Source organism: Morganella sp. HMSC11D09, assembly GCF_001807955.1.
Lineage (GTDB): Bacteria > Pseudomonadota > Gammaproteobacteria > Enterobacterales > Enterobacteriaceae > Morganella > Morganella morganii.
The window spans coordinates 1-15,054 of record NZ_KV791711.1; the positions used below are offsets into that span (position 1 = coordinate 1).

The window sequence follows — 15,054 nt, forward strand, 5'->3', positions numbered from 1 at the left end:
CCGTCTGGCATCCATCTATTACCGCTTCTATGACCTGACAGCGGCACGCTGCATGATGGCGGAAAAAGCTTACGCATGGCAGACCAATGATACGGCTACCCGTTACATCAAATCAGGCGCATGGCAGAGCAATAACGCCGGGCTGATGGCCGGGGAATCTTTGCTGCTGAACCTGGCAGAGATGGAACAGGCATGGCTGAAACGGGATAGTCGCTCACTGGAGGTCACCCGTACTGTTTCTCTGGCGGCAGTGTACCGTACTGACAATGTGACTCTGGCAGAAGGAATTGCTGACCTCCTGAAAGGTAATGGCAGCGGGAATATACCGGCATCAACCGGGCTTTCAATAACCGCCGATAACCAATTGCATGCCGCGTTCAATCTGAAAGCACTGAACATTAAAGATGACTACCCTGAGGCTCTGGGCACAACACGCCGTATCAAACAGATCAGCGTGACATTACCGGCACTCGTAGAGCCCTATCAGGATATGCGGGCCATATTCCGCTATGGCGGTAACTCGTTGCCGGCCGGCTGCAAAGCCATTGCGCTATCCCACGGTATCAATGATGACGGCCTGTTCCGGCTTGATTTCAATGACGGCCGCTGGCTGCCGTTTGAAGGTATCCCGGTGGATGATGATAACAGCCTGACCCTGAGCTTCCCGGACGCAACCGGTGAGAAGCAGAAACCACTGCTACTCAGCCTGACCGACATCATCATTCATATCCGTTACACCATTTGTTAATTTTTATCCTGGCGACAAGCTGCGGGTATCAGATTGTCGCCAATAAAAACAACCCGCAGTGATCAATAACAGCCTGTCATTCAGGCTGTTATTTTTTTATTCATACTGCAGACGGGTGACTTTACCCGGCGTGCAGTCAAAATTGATCGCGCGGGCGATAGCCCGTCCCTGCTCCTGAGAAAATGCCGGATTCGTGACCGGGCTGAACATATCTGCATAATCAAGACTGGCTTTGCCGTAAATAAACCCGCCGATAAGGGGATTATTCACTGAATACATTTGCGGCAGCATTGCCATCATTGAGGATACCGGCACACCGATAAGGTGCTTTTCAAGATCACCTTCCTGTATTGTGTCCTGAGGATAAAACCACAATGGCGTACTGATAAAAAAGCGGGCATTATCATTCATGTTGGTCAGGATATATCTGACCAGCTCAATGGCGGTATCTCTGTCCAGATGCTCAATCACATCCGGCAGACAAATAACATCATATTTGGCAAATAATTCCTGCGGGATATCCTGTGCCAGTCCGTGCCAGACATTCCGGTACCAAAACCGATATCCAGCACATTTACGGAAAGCTGAGTCATCAGGTCAGTTAACTGAAAAACCAACCCCCGGGGAGAGGCGGAGCTCCCGGCACTGATCCCCTGAAACATTTTTTGTCTGCCTGAAAAACGGTAATCCTTTACTGTCTGTACCAGCATTACTGCCCTCACTAATCAGGATATTTTCTTACACGGAAGTTCCTCATGCTACCTGAGCAGCATAAGAAAAATATAGGAATCACTGACATTCCTGCGGTAAAAAAAATGCCGGTCAAATCATGACCGGCATACTTCACAACAGGAGAGCCCGGATAAATCAGGACTCACACATATCAATGCTGAGCTCTGACGGCGGCAGGCCGATTTGCAGGATGACCGGCTCATAATCCGCTGAGCCGCTCCAGTGGCGGGCAATTTTACGCGCCAGCAGGAACCCGGCAGCGCCGCCGAGCAGGCCACCCGCGAGAACCGCAGACTGACTTTCCGCCAGTGCCTGCACCAGCCCCGCACCGGCAAATAAACCCAGCAGCGGCGTGAGATACACCAGCATTGCCGAGCGCAGCAGGCTGCCTTCCGGGATCCCGACTTCCACTTTCTGGCCGGTCACCAGCGGTTCACTGACCGGAATTTCAAGCTGATGCTCCGCTTCCGGCCCCAGTTTATTCAGCAGATAAGAGCCGCATGCCGCTCGGGCTTTGCAACTGCCGCATCCGGCAGATGACCCGTAACGCAACACCGCACGCCCGTCCTGCCAGCGCACCACGGTTGCCCACTCTTTTACCATATTAACCTCCGCTGAATGTCACACCGTCAGCTATCTGCCGGGCTGTCGCCGGGGGCAGTTCGCCAAAGACAGTGATCTCATTATCACCTTTACGTATGGTGTACAGCGTACGCGAACCCTGGCGCATTGTCTGTTGATTTTCTGGTGTCTTCACCGCTTTGGCGACATTCACGGAAAATGAGAACAGGCCGTCACTGAACATCACGGTCTCAACCCATTCCTGCTCACCCACCTGGCGGCGGTTGCGGGTCATTTCTTTAAACCCGTTCGGCAGACGCATCACATCCCAGTCAAATTTGATCTTTTCCGGCTGCGGAATAGCCAGTACCGGTGGCATAGTGACAGACTGTACCGCTTTCAGTGCTTCTGTCACACTGCTGTTATTCACGGAAGCAGAAACCACGCGGAACTGTTCGAGTGAGACATTATTCTGATCCAGCAGGTCCACCTGTAACGGCAGGCCGGTTTCTTCATCTGCGACCACAATATAATTGTAACGTGAGTTATCTTTTGAGGTGATGCGCACGACCCGTCCCGGATGATCGCCGATATGGATCCGTCCGACATCAATAAAATTGTAATAGGCTTTCAGCGCACTGAAGTCCGCGAAAATAATCGACGGCAGATAATCAACAATGTGATTACCGCTCAGGCTGAATGAATCCAGCCCCGGCTCATAGTAGCTGATCTCCTGACCACGCTGGACAATTTCCCGGCGGGAGCTGTCCATCTGCATAATCTGGGCGACAGGCTGACCATCCATAACCGCATAGCGGTAACGGACCGGCGTGATACCTTTCGGGGAGATGGTGATAAAAGAGAGTTCATAACTGAGTGTGCGGGAAGCGTTACCCATATTCTGCAGCAACGCCTCAGCACTTTGTTGTGCTGAGGCCGGTGCTGCGAGTAACAGGCTGCCCGTCAGAAAAGCAACGGATAACCAGATTCGTTTCATTACTACTGCTGTGGTTGTGAAGACGCGCGACCCTGTTCCGGGGTGGCTGTCTGTTTAACTTCAGGCTGACCATCCGTGTGTACACGGCGATCCAGTTCATACTGCTGGAAAATCGCATTCAGACGCGCACCGCGCTCCTGATCAAAACGGGTCTGCGGGGCAAGACCGGCGCCGTTTTTCAGATCGAGGCTGACAGGTGACGCACTGCCCATAAACGGAACGGTATTGAATGCGGATGCATCACCGTTAACCACGCTCTCTGTGCCGTCGGTATTATAGTGCTGAACACCGATAATCACGGCCAGTGATACACAGGCTGCCATACCGATTTGTGTTAACTGACTGGCCCACGGGCGCAGTTTTGCCACAAATCCGTAATCACGCCATGTTTTCGGTTCAGGCTGAGACTCAGGGATCGCCTGAGGTGCGATATAAACCGGCTCCTGCGCCAGTGCTTCAGCTACCCGTGACGCAATATCAAAATGCATAACATCCGGCAGGTCGCCGCGCATGGTATCACGGATAAGGTGATAACCAGCCCATTCTGCCTGCAGATCTGCATCCTGTGTCAGTGCGGTAACCACTTCACTGTCAAGAGTTTCTCCGTCCATCAGTGCGGAAAGTGTCTCTTTTTGCATGCCTACGTTCCCTTCAGTGTGATTTAAGTGCTCACTGATTTTGTATCAGTGGCTGAACTTTATTATCGATGGCTTCGCGTGCGCGGAAGATACGGGAACGAACCGTGCCGACCGGGCAATCCATAATCTCAGCTATTTCTTCATAGCTCAGACCATCGAGCTCACGCAATGTAATCGCCGTTTTCAAATCCTCAGGTAAGGAATCGATCGTGCGGAAAACCACCGCTCTTAATTCTTCAGACAACATTAAGTTCTCAGGGTTCGAAATTTCTTTTAACGCCCCTGAGGATTCAAAATTCTCAGCATCTCCGGCATCCACATCACTGGACGGCGGACGGCGCCCCTGAGCAACCAGGTAATTCTTTGCTGTATTGACCGCAATACGGTACAGCCAGGTATAAAATGCACTGTCACCGCGAAATGACCCGACTGCGCGGTACGCCTTAATAAAGGACTCCTGCGCCACATCCGGAACATCACTCTGCGGAACATAACGGGATACCAGACTCGCCACCTTGTGCTGATAGCGTACCACCAGCATATTAAAGGCTTTCTGATCCCCTTTCTGTACCCGATCAACCAGCATTTGATCCGTTAACTGCTCGCTCATTCGCAGTGTTATCTCCCGAAGCTCAGCTTCACCATTCTCTTTCCTGTTTCGCTTCACTTCATCATGAGCAAGCGATACTTTGAGTCAGCTAAAATAGCGAAGTTCATTTTTCTTTTAAAAAAATTACAAAAAAGGATCCTTTTTGTGATCCTCACTACATATTTTCCGGATAAATCCTGCGTATTTATCCGCAGCCTGTTTTTCCGGCAATTAACGTTACAGATTACCACGTTTTCAGCGGTAATCCCTCTGATAATCACGGAAAATTGCCGCAGGACAGTGTAAATATCCTGTAAAATCCGCTTTTGACTGAAAAAAGCACCGCCGTAACCGCTACAATGACGCAGTTCAGTATTTCAGATAAAAACCGGTGATAAATGATTTGAAATCAGCGCTGTAACGGCCCTCTTCCGTTTTAATACTCATCGTTTTGTGCAGCGCACTGACCGGACGGCGCGATAAGGCGATTAATGTCCGGTGAAAAGGGGTATCCGGTTTATCTGACACGGCAATCTGTGTGTGCAGAAACCAGTTCTGCTCACCGGCGGCGACAATAAAACTCTGTCCGGTGGTGTACGGCAGCACCACACAGAACAGACCGTCCGGCGTGATAAGCTGTGCCGCATGCCGCAGCAGCTGAGGATGTTCCAGTGATGTGGTGTAACGGGCGGTTTCCCGGGCACTGTTACGGCAGGCGACCGCCGGGGCGAAATACGGCGGATTACTGACGATAAGCTCATAACGGGATTGCGGGCAGGCAGCGGTAAACTCACCGATATCCTGATGAAACACCTTCATCCGGCCACCCCACGGTGACGCGAGGAAATTCTCTGCGGCCTGCGCTGCGGCGTCAGCATCAATATCCACCGCATCAATCCGTGTATCCGGCAATGACCGCTGCGCCAGCATCAGCGCCACCAGCCCGCTGCCGGTACCGATATCCAGAATACGGCGGGCATTTTCACACGGTGCCCAGCCACCGAGCAGCACCCCGTCGGTACCGACTTTCATGGCACAACGGTCGTGGGCCACAAAAAATTGTTTGCAGGCAAAACCACGGCGGCGCGGAGGTTGTTTTTCGTTTGTCATCATCACGGAACTGTTTGTCTGTTAAAATAAAGAAAACCCGGCGACAGGATACGGACTTCTGCCCGCAGAAGAAAGTCCCGCACGCTGACAACTATTTTTGATGAAGATCCTGTCCAAGCCGTTTATAATCAGCGGTCCAAACAGAGGTATATAATGACTGCAACTACTTTTTCTGAACTTGAACTGAACGATGAACTGATCCGCGCACTGGATGCCAAGGGCTATGAGCGTCCGACCGCCATCCAGGAAGCCACTATTCCGGCTGCGCTGGATAATCGTGATATTCTGGGTTCAGCCCCGACCGGCACCGGCAAAACTGCCGCTTATCTGCTGCCGGCCATTCAGCACCTGTCTGACTTCCCGCGTAAAAAATCCGGGCCGCCGCGCGTGCTTATCCTGACTCCGACCCGCGAACTGGCTATGCAAGTGGCGGATCAGGCCAGAGAATTCTGTCAGTTCACCCATCACGATGTCGCCACCATCACCGGCGGCGTAGCTTATATGAACCACGCCGAAGTGTTCAGTGAGAACCAGGATATTGTTGTCGCGACCACCGGGCGTCTGCTGCAGTATATAAAAGAAGAAAACTTTGACTGCCGCGCGGTTGAGATCCTGATTCTTGATGAAGCTGACCGCATGCTGGACATGGGCTTTGCCAACGATATCGAAACCATCGCCGGTGAAACCCGCTGGCGCACACAGACTATGCTGTTCTCCGCCACCCTCGAAGGTCAGGCTATCCGCGATTTCGCCAAACGGATCCTGAACGAGCCGGTTGAGATCGAAGCTGACCCGTCACGCCGTGAGCGCAAAAAAATCCAGCAGTTCTATCTGCGTGCCGATGACCTGGAGCACAAGAAAGCCCTGCTCGCACATTTGCTGAAACAACCGGATGTCACCAAAACGGTGGTGTTTGTCCGCAAACGTGAGCGCGTGCGTGAACTGTCTGACTGGCTGCGCACACAGGATATTGTCTCCTGCTATCTTGAAGGCGAAATGGTTCAGGCGAAACGCAACGAAGCCATCAGCCGTATGACTGACGGCCGTGCTACTGTGCTTATCGCCACCGATGTGGCCTCCCGCGGGATCGACATCGAAGATATCAGCCACGTATTTAACTTTGACCTGCCGCGCACCGCGGATGTCTACCTGCACCGTATCGGGCGCACCGCCCGTGCCGGACGCAAAGGGGTGGCTGTTTCACTGGTGGAATCTCACGACCAGCCGCTGCTCGGCAAAATCATCCGTTATATTGAAGAGCCGGTTAAAATGCGCGTGATTGATGAGCTACGGCCGAAAACCCGTGCGCCATCGGAGAAAGCGACGCACAAGCCGTCGAAAAAAGTGCTCGCCAAGCGCAAAGAGCAGAAAATCGCTGAAACTGAGAAGAAGAAAAAAACCAAAATCCGTCATCGCGTCAGTAAAAATATCGGAAAACGACGCAAGCCAGGCGCAGATCACGCGGGACAAACTCCTGCGGCCGCTGAGCCACAGGAATAAACGGAACTCCTTCTCTCTGATAAAAGAAAACGGACTGTCACAGTCCGTTTTTTTATGCTTACTCCCGGATTTCATCCATCTGTTCCATCGCGGTAACCACCTGCGACAGGGTATGTGCCTTCACGCCGAGAACCAGTTTCTGCAAAACGGAATGCGCATGCTGCGGCGGATAATACTCCAGCGCTATCCGCTGCCCCAGTGCTTTCGGAAGATCCAGCCCGTCCTGGATATGCGTGAGCCAGTCATGCTCCAGCACATAATGACGGATAAGCTCTGCCCCGCGCGCACGCGCCGTCACCAGAGAAACGCCCTCTTCCGCCAGCGTATTTTCCGCCAGCCCCGCCGCATTGAATATCACCGCCGGCTGCTGAAGTACCACAGCACAGAATGAAGCCAGCCCGCCACCGAGAGAATGCCCGACAAACAGCCACGGACAAACGGATTGCGACAACAGATGTGCTGCCAGTGACACCGCCTCCTGATACTGCCGGGCCGGTAATCCGTGCCCCTGGCGGATATTGGTCATCATATCTGACATATCATTACTGCCCGCAAACGCCAGAATACCGGTATCACGGTAATGATAAATCATACTCTGCAGGCCGGACGGGCTGCTTAACTGCTCTTCCGTCAGCGAGAGCGAGGCCAGTGTCTGCGCATCAGAACGACTGACCCCGCCGATATCACGGCTGCCGGGCTGATAACTGTCTGAACACAGCCGGGCCAGGGTAATATCATCGGGAAAACCATCCTGCCGGATCCCGGCGGGTGCCGGCAGCAATAAATCCGCTGCGGTTAAATGCTGCCGCTGCAAAAGGGACTGACAATGCGGCGTGGATGAGAAAGCCAGTAACTGCGAAAAATAGTGTTCAATCAACATAAGTATACCTCCCCGGATACAGAAGGCTTCACTTAACGCTATTCATCACACTGTAACAATATCATTTTTTATCAGTGAGTTACCATATCCTTATCCGTCAGACATAAAAAAACCACGCCGGAGCGTGGTTTTCGGAACAAGGACTATTGCCGGAACGATTACAGGCTGGCAGTAAAAGTACGGGCAATAACGTCGCGCTGCTGTTCAGGAGTCAGTGAGTTGAAACGCACTGCATAACCGGAAACACGGATAGTTAACTGCGGGTATTTTTCCGGATGGTTAACAGCATCTTCCAGAGTTTCACGACGCAGAACGTTCACGTTCAGGTGCTGACCACCTTCAACACGGACGGTAGGCTGAACCTGTAAATTCACTTCGCGGTACTCGAAAGGACCTAATGCGGCACGGGAAACAACATCACCGTCTGCATATTGTTCTTTTGCACAGATGCAGCGTACTTCGTCTTTGCTGTCATCCAGCAGCCAGAAAGAGTTAACCAGTGCAGCGTTTTCGGATTTAGTAATTTGAATACCAGTAACCATGATGACCTCCGGGTGATTCGTTATCAATTTATTGATTGTCATTTAACTTGGAATATTGGTCTAACCAATGTCTCTGCATCTTATATACCAAGAATACAGGGGTGATTCTTTGACATATATCAATAAAAATCATATCAATTTTTAACCGCCATGGTAAAAGTCTGTTTTAAATCAAAATTTCATTTTTGCTATTTTCAGTTTTTTTTGTAAAAAATCAGCCATTTTCGCCCTGCCACTGCGGTTATCAGAACCGGCCCGCAAAAAAATCCCTTCTTATTTCCTAACAACGGATAAGTCAGGTAAGCTGAATGCAACTCTTGTAATAAATGAAGGATAACGACACGATGTCTGCATCACTGACCTGGCATGATGTCATCGGCCATGAGAAAACCCAGCCCTATTTCATTGAAACACTCCGTGTTGTCGCTCATGAACGAGAAATTGGTAAGACCATTTACCCACCACAGAAAGATGTCTTTAACGCATTCCGTTATACGGAGCTGTCTGATGTGCGGGTCGTGATTCTGGGACAGGATCCGTACCACGGACCGAACCAGGCACACGGTCTCTCTTTCTCTGTGCTGCCGGGTATTCAGCCGCCGCCGTCGCTCGTAAATATGTATAAGGAACTGGAAGCGGATATCCCGGGATTTACCCGGCCGAATCACGGCTGCCTCGTCAGCTGGGCACAACAGGGCGTGTTACTGCTTAATACCGTGCTGACGGTTGAACGCGGCCAGGCACACTCACACGCCAAACTGGGCTGGGAAACGTTTACCGATAATGTGATTGCGGCCGTCAATGCCCATTGTGAAGGTGTGATTTTCCTGCTCTGGGGCGCACATGCCCAGCGGAAAGGCCAATACATTGATCAGCAAAAGCATGTGATACTGAAAGCGCCACACCCGTCACCGTTATCCGCACACCGTGGTTTCCTGGGCTGCGGTCACTTCTCAAAGACCAATGCGATACTGACAGAGCGTGGTCAGGCACCCATCGACTGGCAGCCGGTGATCCCGGCAGAGCTTCAGCCCGGCGCATAATACAGAGACAAAAATGCCGCCCTTGCGGCGGCATTCCGTTGCGTGTGAAACGATCCTTATTTGGAGACCATCACCATCGCCGGACGCAGCAGGCGGCCGTTTAAGGTGTAGCCTTTCTGCATCACTGTCACCACATGGTTGGACTCGTGATCCGCAGCATCCACCATACTGATGGCCTGATGCACATCCGGATTGAACGGCACTTTTGTCTCTTCGACCACTTCGATACCGAATTTTTTCACGGCATCCAGGAAGGATTTCAGTGTCAGTTCCAGCCCTTCCAGCATACTTTTCTGTGCTTCATCTTCCGGATTCACCGCACTCAGTGCGCGCTCCAGGTTATCAATCACAGGTAATAATTCATTAGAAAAACGTTCTAATGCAAACTTATGGGCTTTTTCAACATCCTGTTCCATACGGCGGCGGTTGTTTTCAATCTCCGCTTTGGCGCGCAGCATCGCTTCGCGTTCCGTTTTACGGGACTCTTCCAGCTCATGCTCCAGTTCCGCAATACGGGCCTGTGCTGCTGCGGCGGCATCCGCCTGCTCCGTTTCCGGCTGCTCTGCTGCCGTGTTCAGGGTCTCCGCTGCATCTGCAACAGGTTCTTCGTGCGTTTTTTGTTCGTGACTACTCATAAAATCTCCGCGTATTTCGCAATAATCCTGATTCTTGTTTATTATGGGGATCAAACTCAGAGATTCAAGGGAATGGCGATTAAGTGAGGCTAAAACGCACATGCTGACGGACAATACCGCAAAAAACAAATCGTTCCGCTGTATCGGAATTGTCGGCCATCCGCGCCATCCTGAAGCGCTGGCAACACACGAACTGCTGTATCACTGGCTGTTGAAAAAAGGTCTGCGTGTGATTGTCGAAAGTGATGTTGCCGCTGAAATGCGGCTGACCGATGCTGTCACCGGCACACTGCCGGATATCGGGCAGCAGGCCGACCTGGTGATTGTGATCGGCGGGGACGGCAATATGCTCGGCGCCGCCCGTGTGCTCTCCCGCTATGGCGCGGATGTGATCGGCGTAAACCGGGGAAACCTCGGCTTTCTGACTGATCTCGCGCCAGACAATGCACTCCAGCAGCTCGACCGCGTGCTGACCGGGGAATACCACGTCGAAAAACGGTTTCTGCTCGATGCCGGGGTACTCAGCCCCAACGGCAAACTGCGCCGCAGCACCGCGCTCAATGAAGTGGTACTCCACCCCGGAAAAGTCGCCCACATGATTGATTTTGAAGTCTATATTGATGAGCGCTTTGCCTTTTCCCAGCGTTCTGACGGCCTGATCATCACCACCCCGACCGGCTCCACCGCCTATTCACTTTCAGCGGGCGGGCCGATCCTGACACCCAATCTTGATGCTATCGCCCTGGTACCGATGTTCCCGCACACCCTCTCCTCGCGGCCGCTGGTGATCAGCAGTCACAGCACCATTACCCTGAAATTCCCGCAGACCAATATTGACTATGAAGTCAGCTGTGACAGCCAGATAGCACTGCCGATACAGGAAGGGGATGTGGTCAGGATCAAACGCAGCAGCAAAACTCTCGATCTCATACACCCGATTGATTATAACTATTTCAATACGTTAAGCACAAAACTCGGCTGGTCTAAAAAAATGTTCTGATTTTTTTCATTCCGCCTCTTTACCGGATACAAATCCTGATTATACTGTATGTAAAAACAGGTATGTGTATATCCACAGGAGAGGCGGCATGTTAACCCAGCTCACCATTAGTCAGTTTGCCATTGTCCGCGAGTTAGAAATCGACTTCCGCGCCGGTATGTCCGCCATCACAGGTGAAACCGGTGCCGGTAAATCCATTGCCATTGATGCACTGGGATTGTGCCTCGGCAACCGCGCGGATGCCAATATGGTGCGTCCCGGCGCTAACCGCGCTGATATCTGCGCCCGCTTCTCTCTGAAAGATACCCCGGCTGCCCGTCTCTGGCTGGAGGAACACCAACTGGATGATAATCAGGAATGCCTGCTGCGCCGCACTATCAACAGCGACGGGCGTTCCCGTGGTTTTATCAACGGCACAGCCGTACCGCTGTCACAACTGCGTGAGCTGGGCACACTGCTGATCCAAATCCACGGACAGCATGCCCATCAGCATCTGCTGGAAAGCAGTCACCAGAAAATTCTGCTGGATACCTATGCCAACCAGGGCTTACTGCTCGGTGAAATGAAAAAAGCCTGGCAACAATGGCACAACGCCTGTCAGGCACTGGCGCTCTATCAGCAGCAGGCACTGGAGCGGGAAGCCCGCCGGCAACTGGTTGATTATCACCTGAAAGAACTCGGTGAATTTGAACCCCGTGAAGGGGAATTTCCGGATATTGATGCGGAATATAAACGCCTGGCGAATGCCGGTCAGTTTCTGAGCCTGAGTCAGGGCACCTTAAACATTCTCAGTGAAAATGATGAAAACAACATCATCAGCATGCTCAATCATGCCCGTCATGAACTCAGCGAGCTGATCTCACTGGATGAAAGCCTGTCCCCGTTACTGACCATGCTGGAAGAAGCCGCCATTCAGGTGGATGAAGTCAGCAATGAACTGCGTCACTACAGTAACCGTGTGGATCTGGATCCGAACCGGCTGTATGAACTCGAACAGCGAATCTCCCGTTACATCAGCCTGAGCCGCAAACATCACACCACGCCGGAAGAGTTATATGTTCTGTATGCACAGTTGCAGGAAGAGCAGCAGATGCAGCAGGAGAGTGAACAGCACAGCGAAGAACTGAGCCGCGAAGCGGAACAGTATTATCAGCAGGCCCTGACGATTGCACAGCAGTTACATATGGTCAGAGAGCACTACGCAGCTGAACTGAGTGAGCTTATCACACAGAGCATGCACCATTTATCCATGCCACATGGCCGCTTTACCGCTGATGTGATTTTTACTCCGGAACAACTGAGTATGGACGGCGCGAGCAGAATTGAATTTAATGTCACCACCAACCCGGGACAGCCTCATCAGGCACTGGCGAAAGTGGCATCCGGCGGGGAGTTATCCCGTATTGCACTGGCAATTCAGGTGATCACCGCGAAGAAAATGGACACTCCGGCACTGATTTTCGATGAAGTGGATGTGGGTATCAGCGGTCCGACAGCCGCTATCGTCGGGAAACTGCTGCGTGAGTTGGGCGAATCCACACAGGTCATGTGTGTGACTCACTTACCACAGGTTGCAGGTTGCGGACATCAGCACTACTTTGTCAGCAAACACACCAACGGCACTGAAACTGAAACAGCCATGCAGTTGCTGGATAAAAAAGCACGGGTACAGGAACTGGCCCGGTTACTTGCCGGCGCTGCCGTCACCAAAAATACCCTTGCCAGCGCAAAAGAATTGCTGGCAGCATGACAAACAAGCTGATTTCATCTAACTTTTATGCGATCCTGCGGTCATAGAAAAATGTAAAGGTTTTCAATTTGATTATTGTCGATTATCATCGTCACAAAGAATCCTAAAGGAATGAAATCACCATGCGTTGTAAATTGCTGATTGCCGCAACGACATCTTTGTTGCTGTTAACTGCCGGTTGTTCCACTCTGGAGCGTGTCGTTTACCGCCCGGATATCAACCAGGGTAACTACCTGACACCGGCAGACGTGGCGAAGATCCAGAAAGGAATGACCCAACAGCAAGTCGCCTATACACTCGGTACCCCGATGTTACGTGACCCGTTCGGAACACAGACCTGGTATTATGTCTTCCGCCGTGAACCGGGCCATGAGCCGGTGAAACAGGAAACACTGACACTGGTCTTTGACTCAGCCGGTACACTGAGCCAAATCACGAACACCAATTACAAACCGGACGGCGGTGACGAAACAGCAAGTGAAATCGCCAGTCAGACTGTCACTGACTGATTTCCGGTTGTCACGCTGAAACAACGTGTGGTTAGTAACAAAAAACCCGCTGATATAATATAGATCAGCGGGTTTTGTTCATTTATCTGTTCAGGTTTGGTGTTACTGACTGGTGTCGCCGGCCTGCCCGCCGCACACAATCCATTCATTGGATTTATAACGAATAATTATTCATCACCATGATTTATCACTCTCCGGTATTTTATCTGTTCCATCCTGGTAATAATCATGATACTCAAACATTACTTTCCTTATATTTCCGCCAATTAGCCGGAGATATATTATTTACCAGGGTAACCACACTATAAAAACGGATATAAATCATTAGTATAATTAACTTTTCAGAAATATCTCACTGACCGATAGTATCGTGCTAGTATTCACGATTATTTTATTTTCACGCATGTTTAATAAGTAAGGTTAATGGCATGTCTAATCGCTTAAAGCTACAGGACGGAAAAACGCTGACTCTTGCGTCTTTGGGTGGTGCGCTGGAATTTTACGATTTTATCGTATTCCTCACCTTCGCACCCTTTTTGCAGACACTCTTCTTTCCGAGTGACTCACCGCTGCTTTCGAGTATCATGACCTATCTGACCTATGCGGTCGCTTATTTTGTCCGCCCGCTCAGCGGCGTGATAATGGCACATTTCGGCGACCTGATTGGCCGCAAAAAAATGTTTATGCTCTCCCTGTTCCTGATGGCGATCCCAACCCTGCTGATCGGCCTGCTGCCGACCTATGAGCAGATTGGCTATGCCGCGCCGGTCTTGCTGCTGATTATGCGTCTGTTACAGGGCATCGCATTAGGCGGAGAAGTGCCGAGTGCACACGTCTTTGTCACCGAGCATGTCCCGCAGAACCGTATCGGTCTGGCGAACAGTATGATTGCCAGCGGCCTGACATTCGGCGTGGTTATCGGCCATTTCGCGGCTTACCTGATTTACACCAATTTCAGCAATGACCAGATCTTAAGTTTTGCATGGCGTTATCCGTTTATCTGCGGCGGGGTTTTAGGCCTGATTGCCGTGTATTTACGCCGCTATCTGCGTGAAACACCGGTATTCCTGGAGATGAAAAAGCGCAAAGAACTGATTGATATGCCAATCAAAGAGGTATTGAAGAGCTACAAACCTGCCACGATGATCTCTATTCTTGCCACCTGGCTGCTGACCACCGGTGTGGTTCTGGTCGTCCTGGCACCAAACCTGATGAAATCCGATATCTTTAAAATCGACCCGGAATTTGTCAGTAAAATTGCCATCCTCGCCACCGTCATGAACATGGTCGGCAGTATTATTGCGGGGATTGTGTCCGATAAACTCGGCATCCGCAAAACTGTTGTGATATACAGCATCCTGCTCGCCGCCACCAGCTATGCCTTCTTTAATTCCCTGGGCAGCGGTGACCACACCACGATCGGCTTCTTATATTCCCTGGCCGCCCTGTTCCTGGGTCTGGTTGCCTGTGTGCCGATTATTATTATCAAACTGTTCCCGGCCAATATCCGCTTAAGCGGCATCGGGTTCTCTTATAACATCGGTAACGCCCTGTTCGCCGGACTGACCACCTTCACCGTACCGGTTATCGCTGAACACGTTAACCCGATGTTTATCGCCTACTATATTCTGTTCCTCTGTGCTCTCGGCCTGTTTATCAGCTTCTGCCTCGGCAAAAAATCCATGAAGTTTTATGTCTGATAACGATATCTGATAACAAAGCACAGCAATAAAAAAACAGGGAATACTCCCTGTTTTTTTATCTCTCCGTATATCGTTTTACTGCATATTTTCCGGATATATAACGATATATCATTACAC

General features: G+C 51.2%; 15 protein-coding genes and 1 pseudogene. 7 read left to right on the forward strand and 9 right to left on the reverse strand.

The window, feature by feature from the left end; all coding sequences use genetic code 11:
* A pseudogene (locus tag HMPREF3119_RS15565) lies at nucleotides 1–748 on the forward strand (insecticidal toxin protein); the annotation flags it as partial.
* Nucleotides 749–844: 96 nt separating this feature from the next.
* Here HMPREF3119_RS15565 and HMPREF3119_RS15570 read toward each other — a convergent pair.
* The 6 genes from HMPREF3119_RS15570 to HMPREF3119_RS15600 all read right to left on the reverse strand — a co-directional run bounded on the left by HMPREF3119_RS15570 (nucleotide 845) and on the right by HMPREF3119_RS15600 (nucleotide 5,378).
* Nucleotides 845–1,219, reverse strand: coding sequence for a hypothetical protein (locus tag HMPREF3119_RS15570; RefSeq protein ID WP_036416890.1), 375 nt, complete (start codon nucleotides 1,217–1,219; stop codon nucleotides 845–847).
* 396 nt (nucleotides 1,220–1,615) lie between these two features.
* Nucleotides 1,616–2,083: a SoxR-reducing system protein RseC gene (gene rseC, locus HMPREF3119_RS15580; RefSeq protein WP_036416892.1), complete on the reverse strand. Its 468-nt coding sequence runs from the start codon at nucleotides 2,081–2,083 to the stop codon at nucleotides 1,616–1,618.
* 1 nt (nucleotide 2,084) lies between these two features.
* Complete coding sequence (gene rseB, locus HMPREF3119_RS15585) at nucleotides 2,085–3,038, reverse strand: sigma-E factor regulatory protein RseB (protein ID WP_004241907.1); 954 nt, start codon at nucleotides 3,036–3,038, stop codon at nucleotides 2,085–2,087.
* 2 nt (nucleotides 3,039–3,040) lie between these two features.
* Nucleotides 3,041–3,676, reverse strand: a complete 636-nt coding sequence (gene rseA, locus HMPREF3119_RS15590; protein ID WP_036416894.1) for an anti-sigma-E factor RseA — start codon at nucleotides 3,674–3,676, stop codon at nucleotides 3,041–3,043.
* 31 nt (nucleotides 3,677–3,707) lie between these two features.
* Nucleotides 3,708–4,286: an RNA polymerase sigma factor RpoE gene (gene rpoE / locus HMPREF3119_RS15595; protein WP_004236997.1), complete on the reverse strand. Its 579-nt coding sequence runs from the start codon at nucleotides 4,284–4,286 to the stop codon at nucleotides 3,708–3,710.
* A 348-nt stretch (nucleotides 4,287–4,634) separates the two neighbouring features.
* Nucleotides 4,635–5,378: a tRNA1(Val) (adenine(37)-N6)-methyltransferase gene (locus HMPREF3119_RS15600; protein WP_070580266.1), complete on the reverse strand. Its 744-nt coding sequence runs from the start codon at nucleotides 5,376–5,378 to the stop codon at nucleotides 4,635–4,637.
* A 150-nt stretch (nucleotides 5,379–5,528) separates the two neighbouring features.
* Between HMPREF3119_RS15600 and srmB the strand changes: the two genes are divergently transcribed.
* On the forward strand, nucleotides 5,529–6,875 hold the full coding sequence (gene srmB, locus HMPREF3119_RS15605) for an ATP-dependent RNA helicase SrmB (protein WP_004236999.1): 1,347 nt from the start codon (nucleotides 5,529–5,531) through the stop codon (nucleotides 6,873–6,875).
* Nucleotides 6,876–6,933: 58 nt separating this feature from the next.
* On the opposite strand, the gene HMPREF3119_RS15610 is transcribed toward srmB, so the two are convergent.
* Nucleotides 6,934–7,755 carry a Tle-like phospholipase domain-containing protein gene (locus HMPREF3119_RS15610; RefSeq protein ID WP_036416897.1) on the reverse strand — a complete coding sequence of 274 codons (822 nt, stop codon included), beginning with the start codon at nucleotides 7,753–7,755 and terminating at the stop codon, nucleotides 6,934–6,936.
* Nucleotides 7,756–7,913: 158 nt separating this feature from the next.
* On the reverse strand, nucleotides 7,914–8,297 hold the full coding sequence (gene grcA / locus HMPREF3119_RS15615; RefSeq protein WP_004237002.1) for an autonomous glycyl radical cofactor GrcA: 384 nt from the start codon (nucleotides 8,295–8,297) through the stop codon (nucleotides 7,914–7,916).
* Nucleotides 8,298–8,641: 344 nt separating this feature from the next.
* Here grcA and ung point away from each other — a divergent pair, with 344 nt between their 5' ends.
* Nucleotides 8,642–9,340, forward strand: coding sequence for a uracil-DNA glycosylase (gene ung / locus HMPREF3119_RS15620; protein WP_036416902.1), 699 nt, complete (start codon nucleotides 8,642–8,644; stop codon nucleotides 9,338–9,340).
* A 56-nt stretch (nucleotides 9,341–9,396) separates the two neighbouring features.
* Here the strand turns inward: ung and grpE are convergent, their stop codons facing one another.
* A complete protein-coding gene (gene grpE, locus HMPREF3119_RS15625) occupies nucleotides 9,397–9,975 on the reverse strand; it encodes a nucleotide exchange factor GrpE (protein ID WP_004237004.1) in 579 nt (192 codons plus the stop codon).
* 100 nt (nucleotides 9,976–10,075) lie between these two features.
* On the opposite strand from grpE, the gene nadK reads away from it, so the two are divergent.
* From nadK to HMPREF3119_RS15645, 4 genes are all read left to right on the forward strand, one after another.
* Nucleotides 10,076–10,975: an NAD(+) kinase gene (gene nadK, locus HMPREF3119_RS15630; protein WP_004237006.1), complete on the forward strand. Its 900-nt coding sequence runs from the start codon at nucleotides 10,076–10,078 to the stop codon at nucleotides 10,973–10,975.
* An 88-nt stretch (nucleotides 10,976–11,063) separates the two neighbouring features.
* Nucleotides 11,064–12,725, forward strand: coding sequence for a DNA repair protein RecN (recN, locus tag HMPREF3119_RS15635; RefSeq protein ID WP_004241899.1), 1,662 nt, complete (start codon nucleotides 11,064–11,066; stop codon nucleotides 12,723–12,725).
* A 122-nt stretch (nucleotides 12,726–12,847) separates the two neighbouring features.
* Nucleotides 12,848–13,234: an outer membrane protein assembly factor BamE gene (gene bamE, locus HMPREF3119_RS15640; RefSeq protein ID WP_070580268.1), complete on the forward strand. Its 387-nt coding sequence runs from the start codon at nucleotides 12,848–12,850 to the stop codon at nucleotides 13,232–13,234.
* 428 nt (nucleotides 13,235–13,662) lie between these two features.
* Nucleotides 13,663–14,934 (forward strand): MFS transporter, encoded by a 1,272-nt coding sequence (locus HMPREF3119_RS15645; protein WP_004241895.1) that lies wholly within the window; start codon nucleotides 13,663–13,665, stop codon nucleotides 14,932–14,934.
* Nucleotides 14,935–15,054: the final 120 nt, after the last annotated feature.

Excerpts from the sequence above, each read along its gene's own strand:
- HMPREF3119_RS15645 (WP_004241895.1), top strand. The coding sequence starts at position 13,663 with ATGTCTAATCGCTTAAAGCTACAGGACGGAAAAACGCTGACTCTTGCG.
- rseA (WP_036416894.1), bottom strand. The coding sequence starts at position 3,676 with ATGCAAAAAGAGACACTTTCCGCACTGATGGACGGAGAAACTCTTGAC.
- bamE (WP_070580268.1), top strand. The coding sequence starts at position 12,848 with ATGCGTTGTAAATTGCTGATTGCCGCAACGACATCTTTGTTGCTGTTA.
- grcA (WP_004237002.1), bottom strand. The coding sequence starts at position 8,297 with ATGGTTACTGGTATTCAAATTACTAAATCCGAAAACGCTGCACTGGTT.
- srmB (WP_004236999.1), top strand. The coding sequence starts at position 5,529 with ATGACTGCAACTACTTTTTCTGAACTTGAACTGAACGATGAACTGATC.
- ung (WP_036416902.1), top strand. The coding sequence starts at position 8,642 with ATGTCTGCATCACTGACCTGGCATGATGTCATCGGCCATGAGAAAACC.
- rpoE (WP_004236997.1), bottom strand. The coding sequence starts at position 4,286 with ATGAGCGAGCAGTTAACGGATCAAATGCTGGTTGATCGGGTACAGAAA.
- HMPREF3119_RS15610 (WP_036416897.1), bottom strand. The coding sequence starts at position 7,755 with ATGTTGATTGAACACTATTTTTCGCAGTTACTGGCTTTCTCATCCACG.
- recN (WP_004241899.1), top strand. The coding sequence starts at position 11,064 with ATGTTAACCCAGCTCACCATTAGTCAGTTTGCCATTGTCCGCGAGTTA.
- HMPREF3119_RS15600 (WP_070580266.1), bottom strand. The coding sequence starts at position 5,378 with ATGATGACAAACGAAAAACAACCTCCGCGCCGCCGTGGTTTTGCCTGC.
- nadK (WP_004237006.1), top strand. The coding sequence starts at position 10,076 with ATGCTGACGGACAATACCGCAAAAAACAAATCGTTCCGCTGTATCGGA.
- rseC (WP_036416892.1), bottom strand. The coding sequence starts at position 2,083 with ATGGTAAAAGAGTGGGCAACCGTGGTGCGCTGGCAGGACGGGCGTGCG.
- rseB (WP_004241907.1), bottom strand. The coding sequence starts at position 3,038 with ATGAAACGAATCTGGTTATCCGTTGCTTTTCTGACGGGCAGCCTGTTA.
- grpE (WP_004237004.1), bottom strand. The coding sequence starts at position 9,975 with ATGAGTAGTCACGAACAAAAAACGCACGAAGAACCTGTTGCAGATGCA.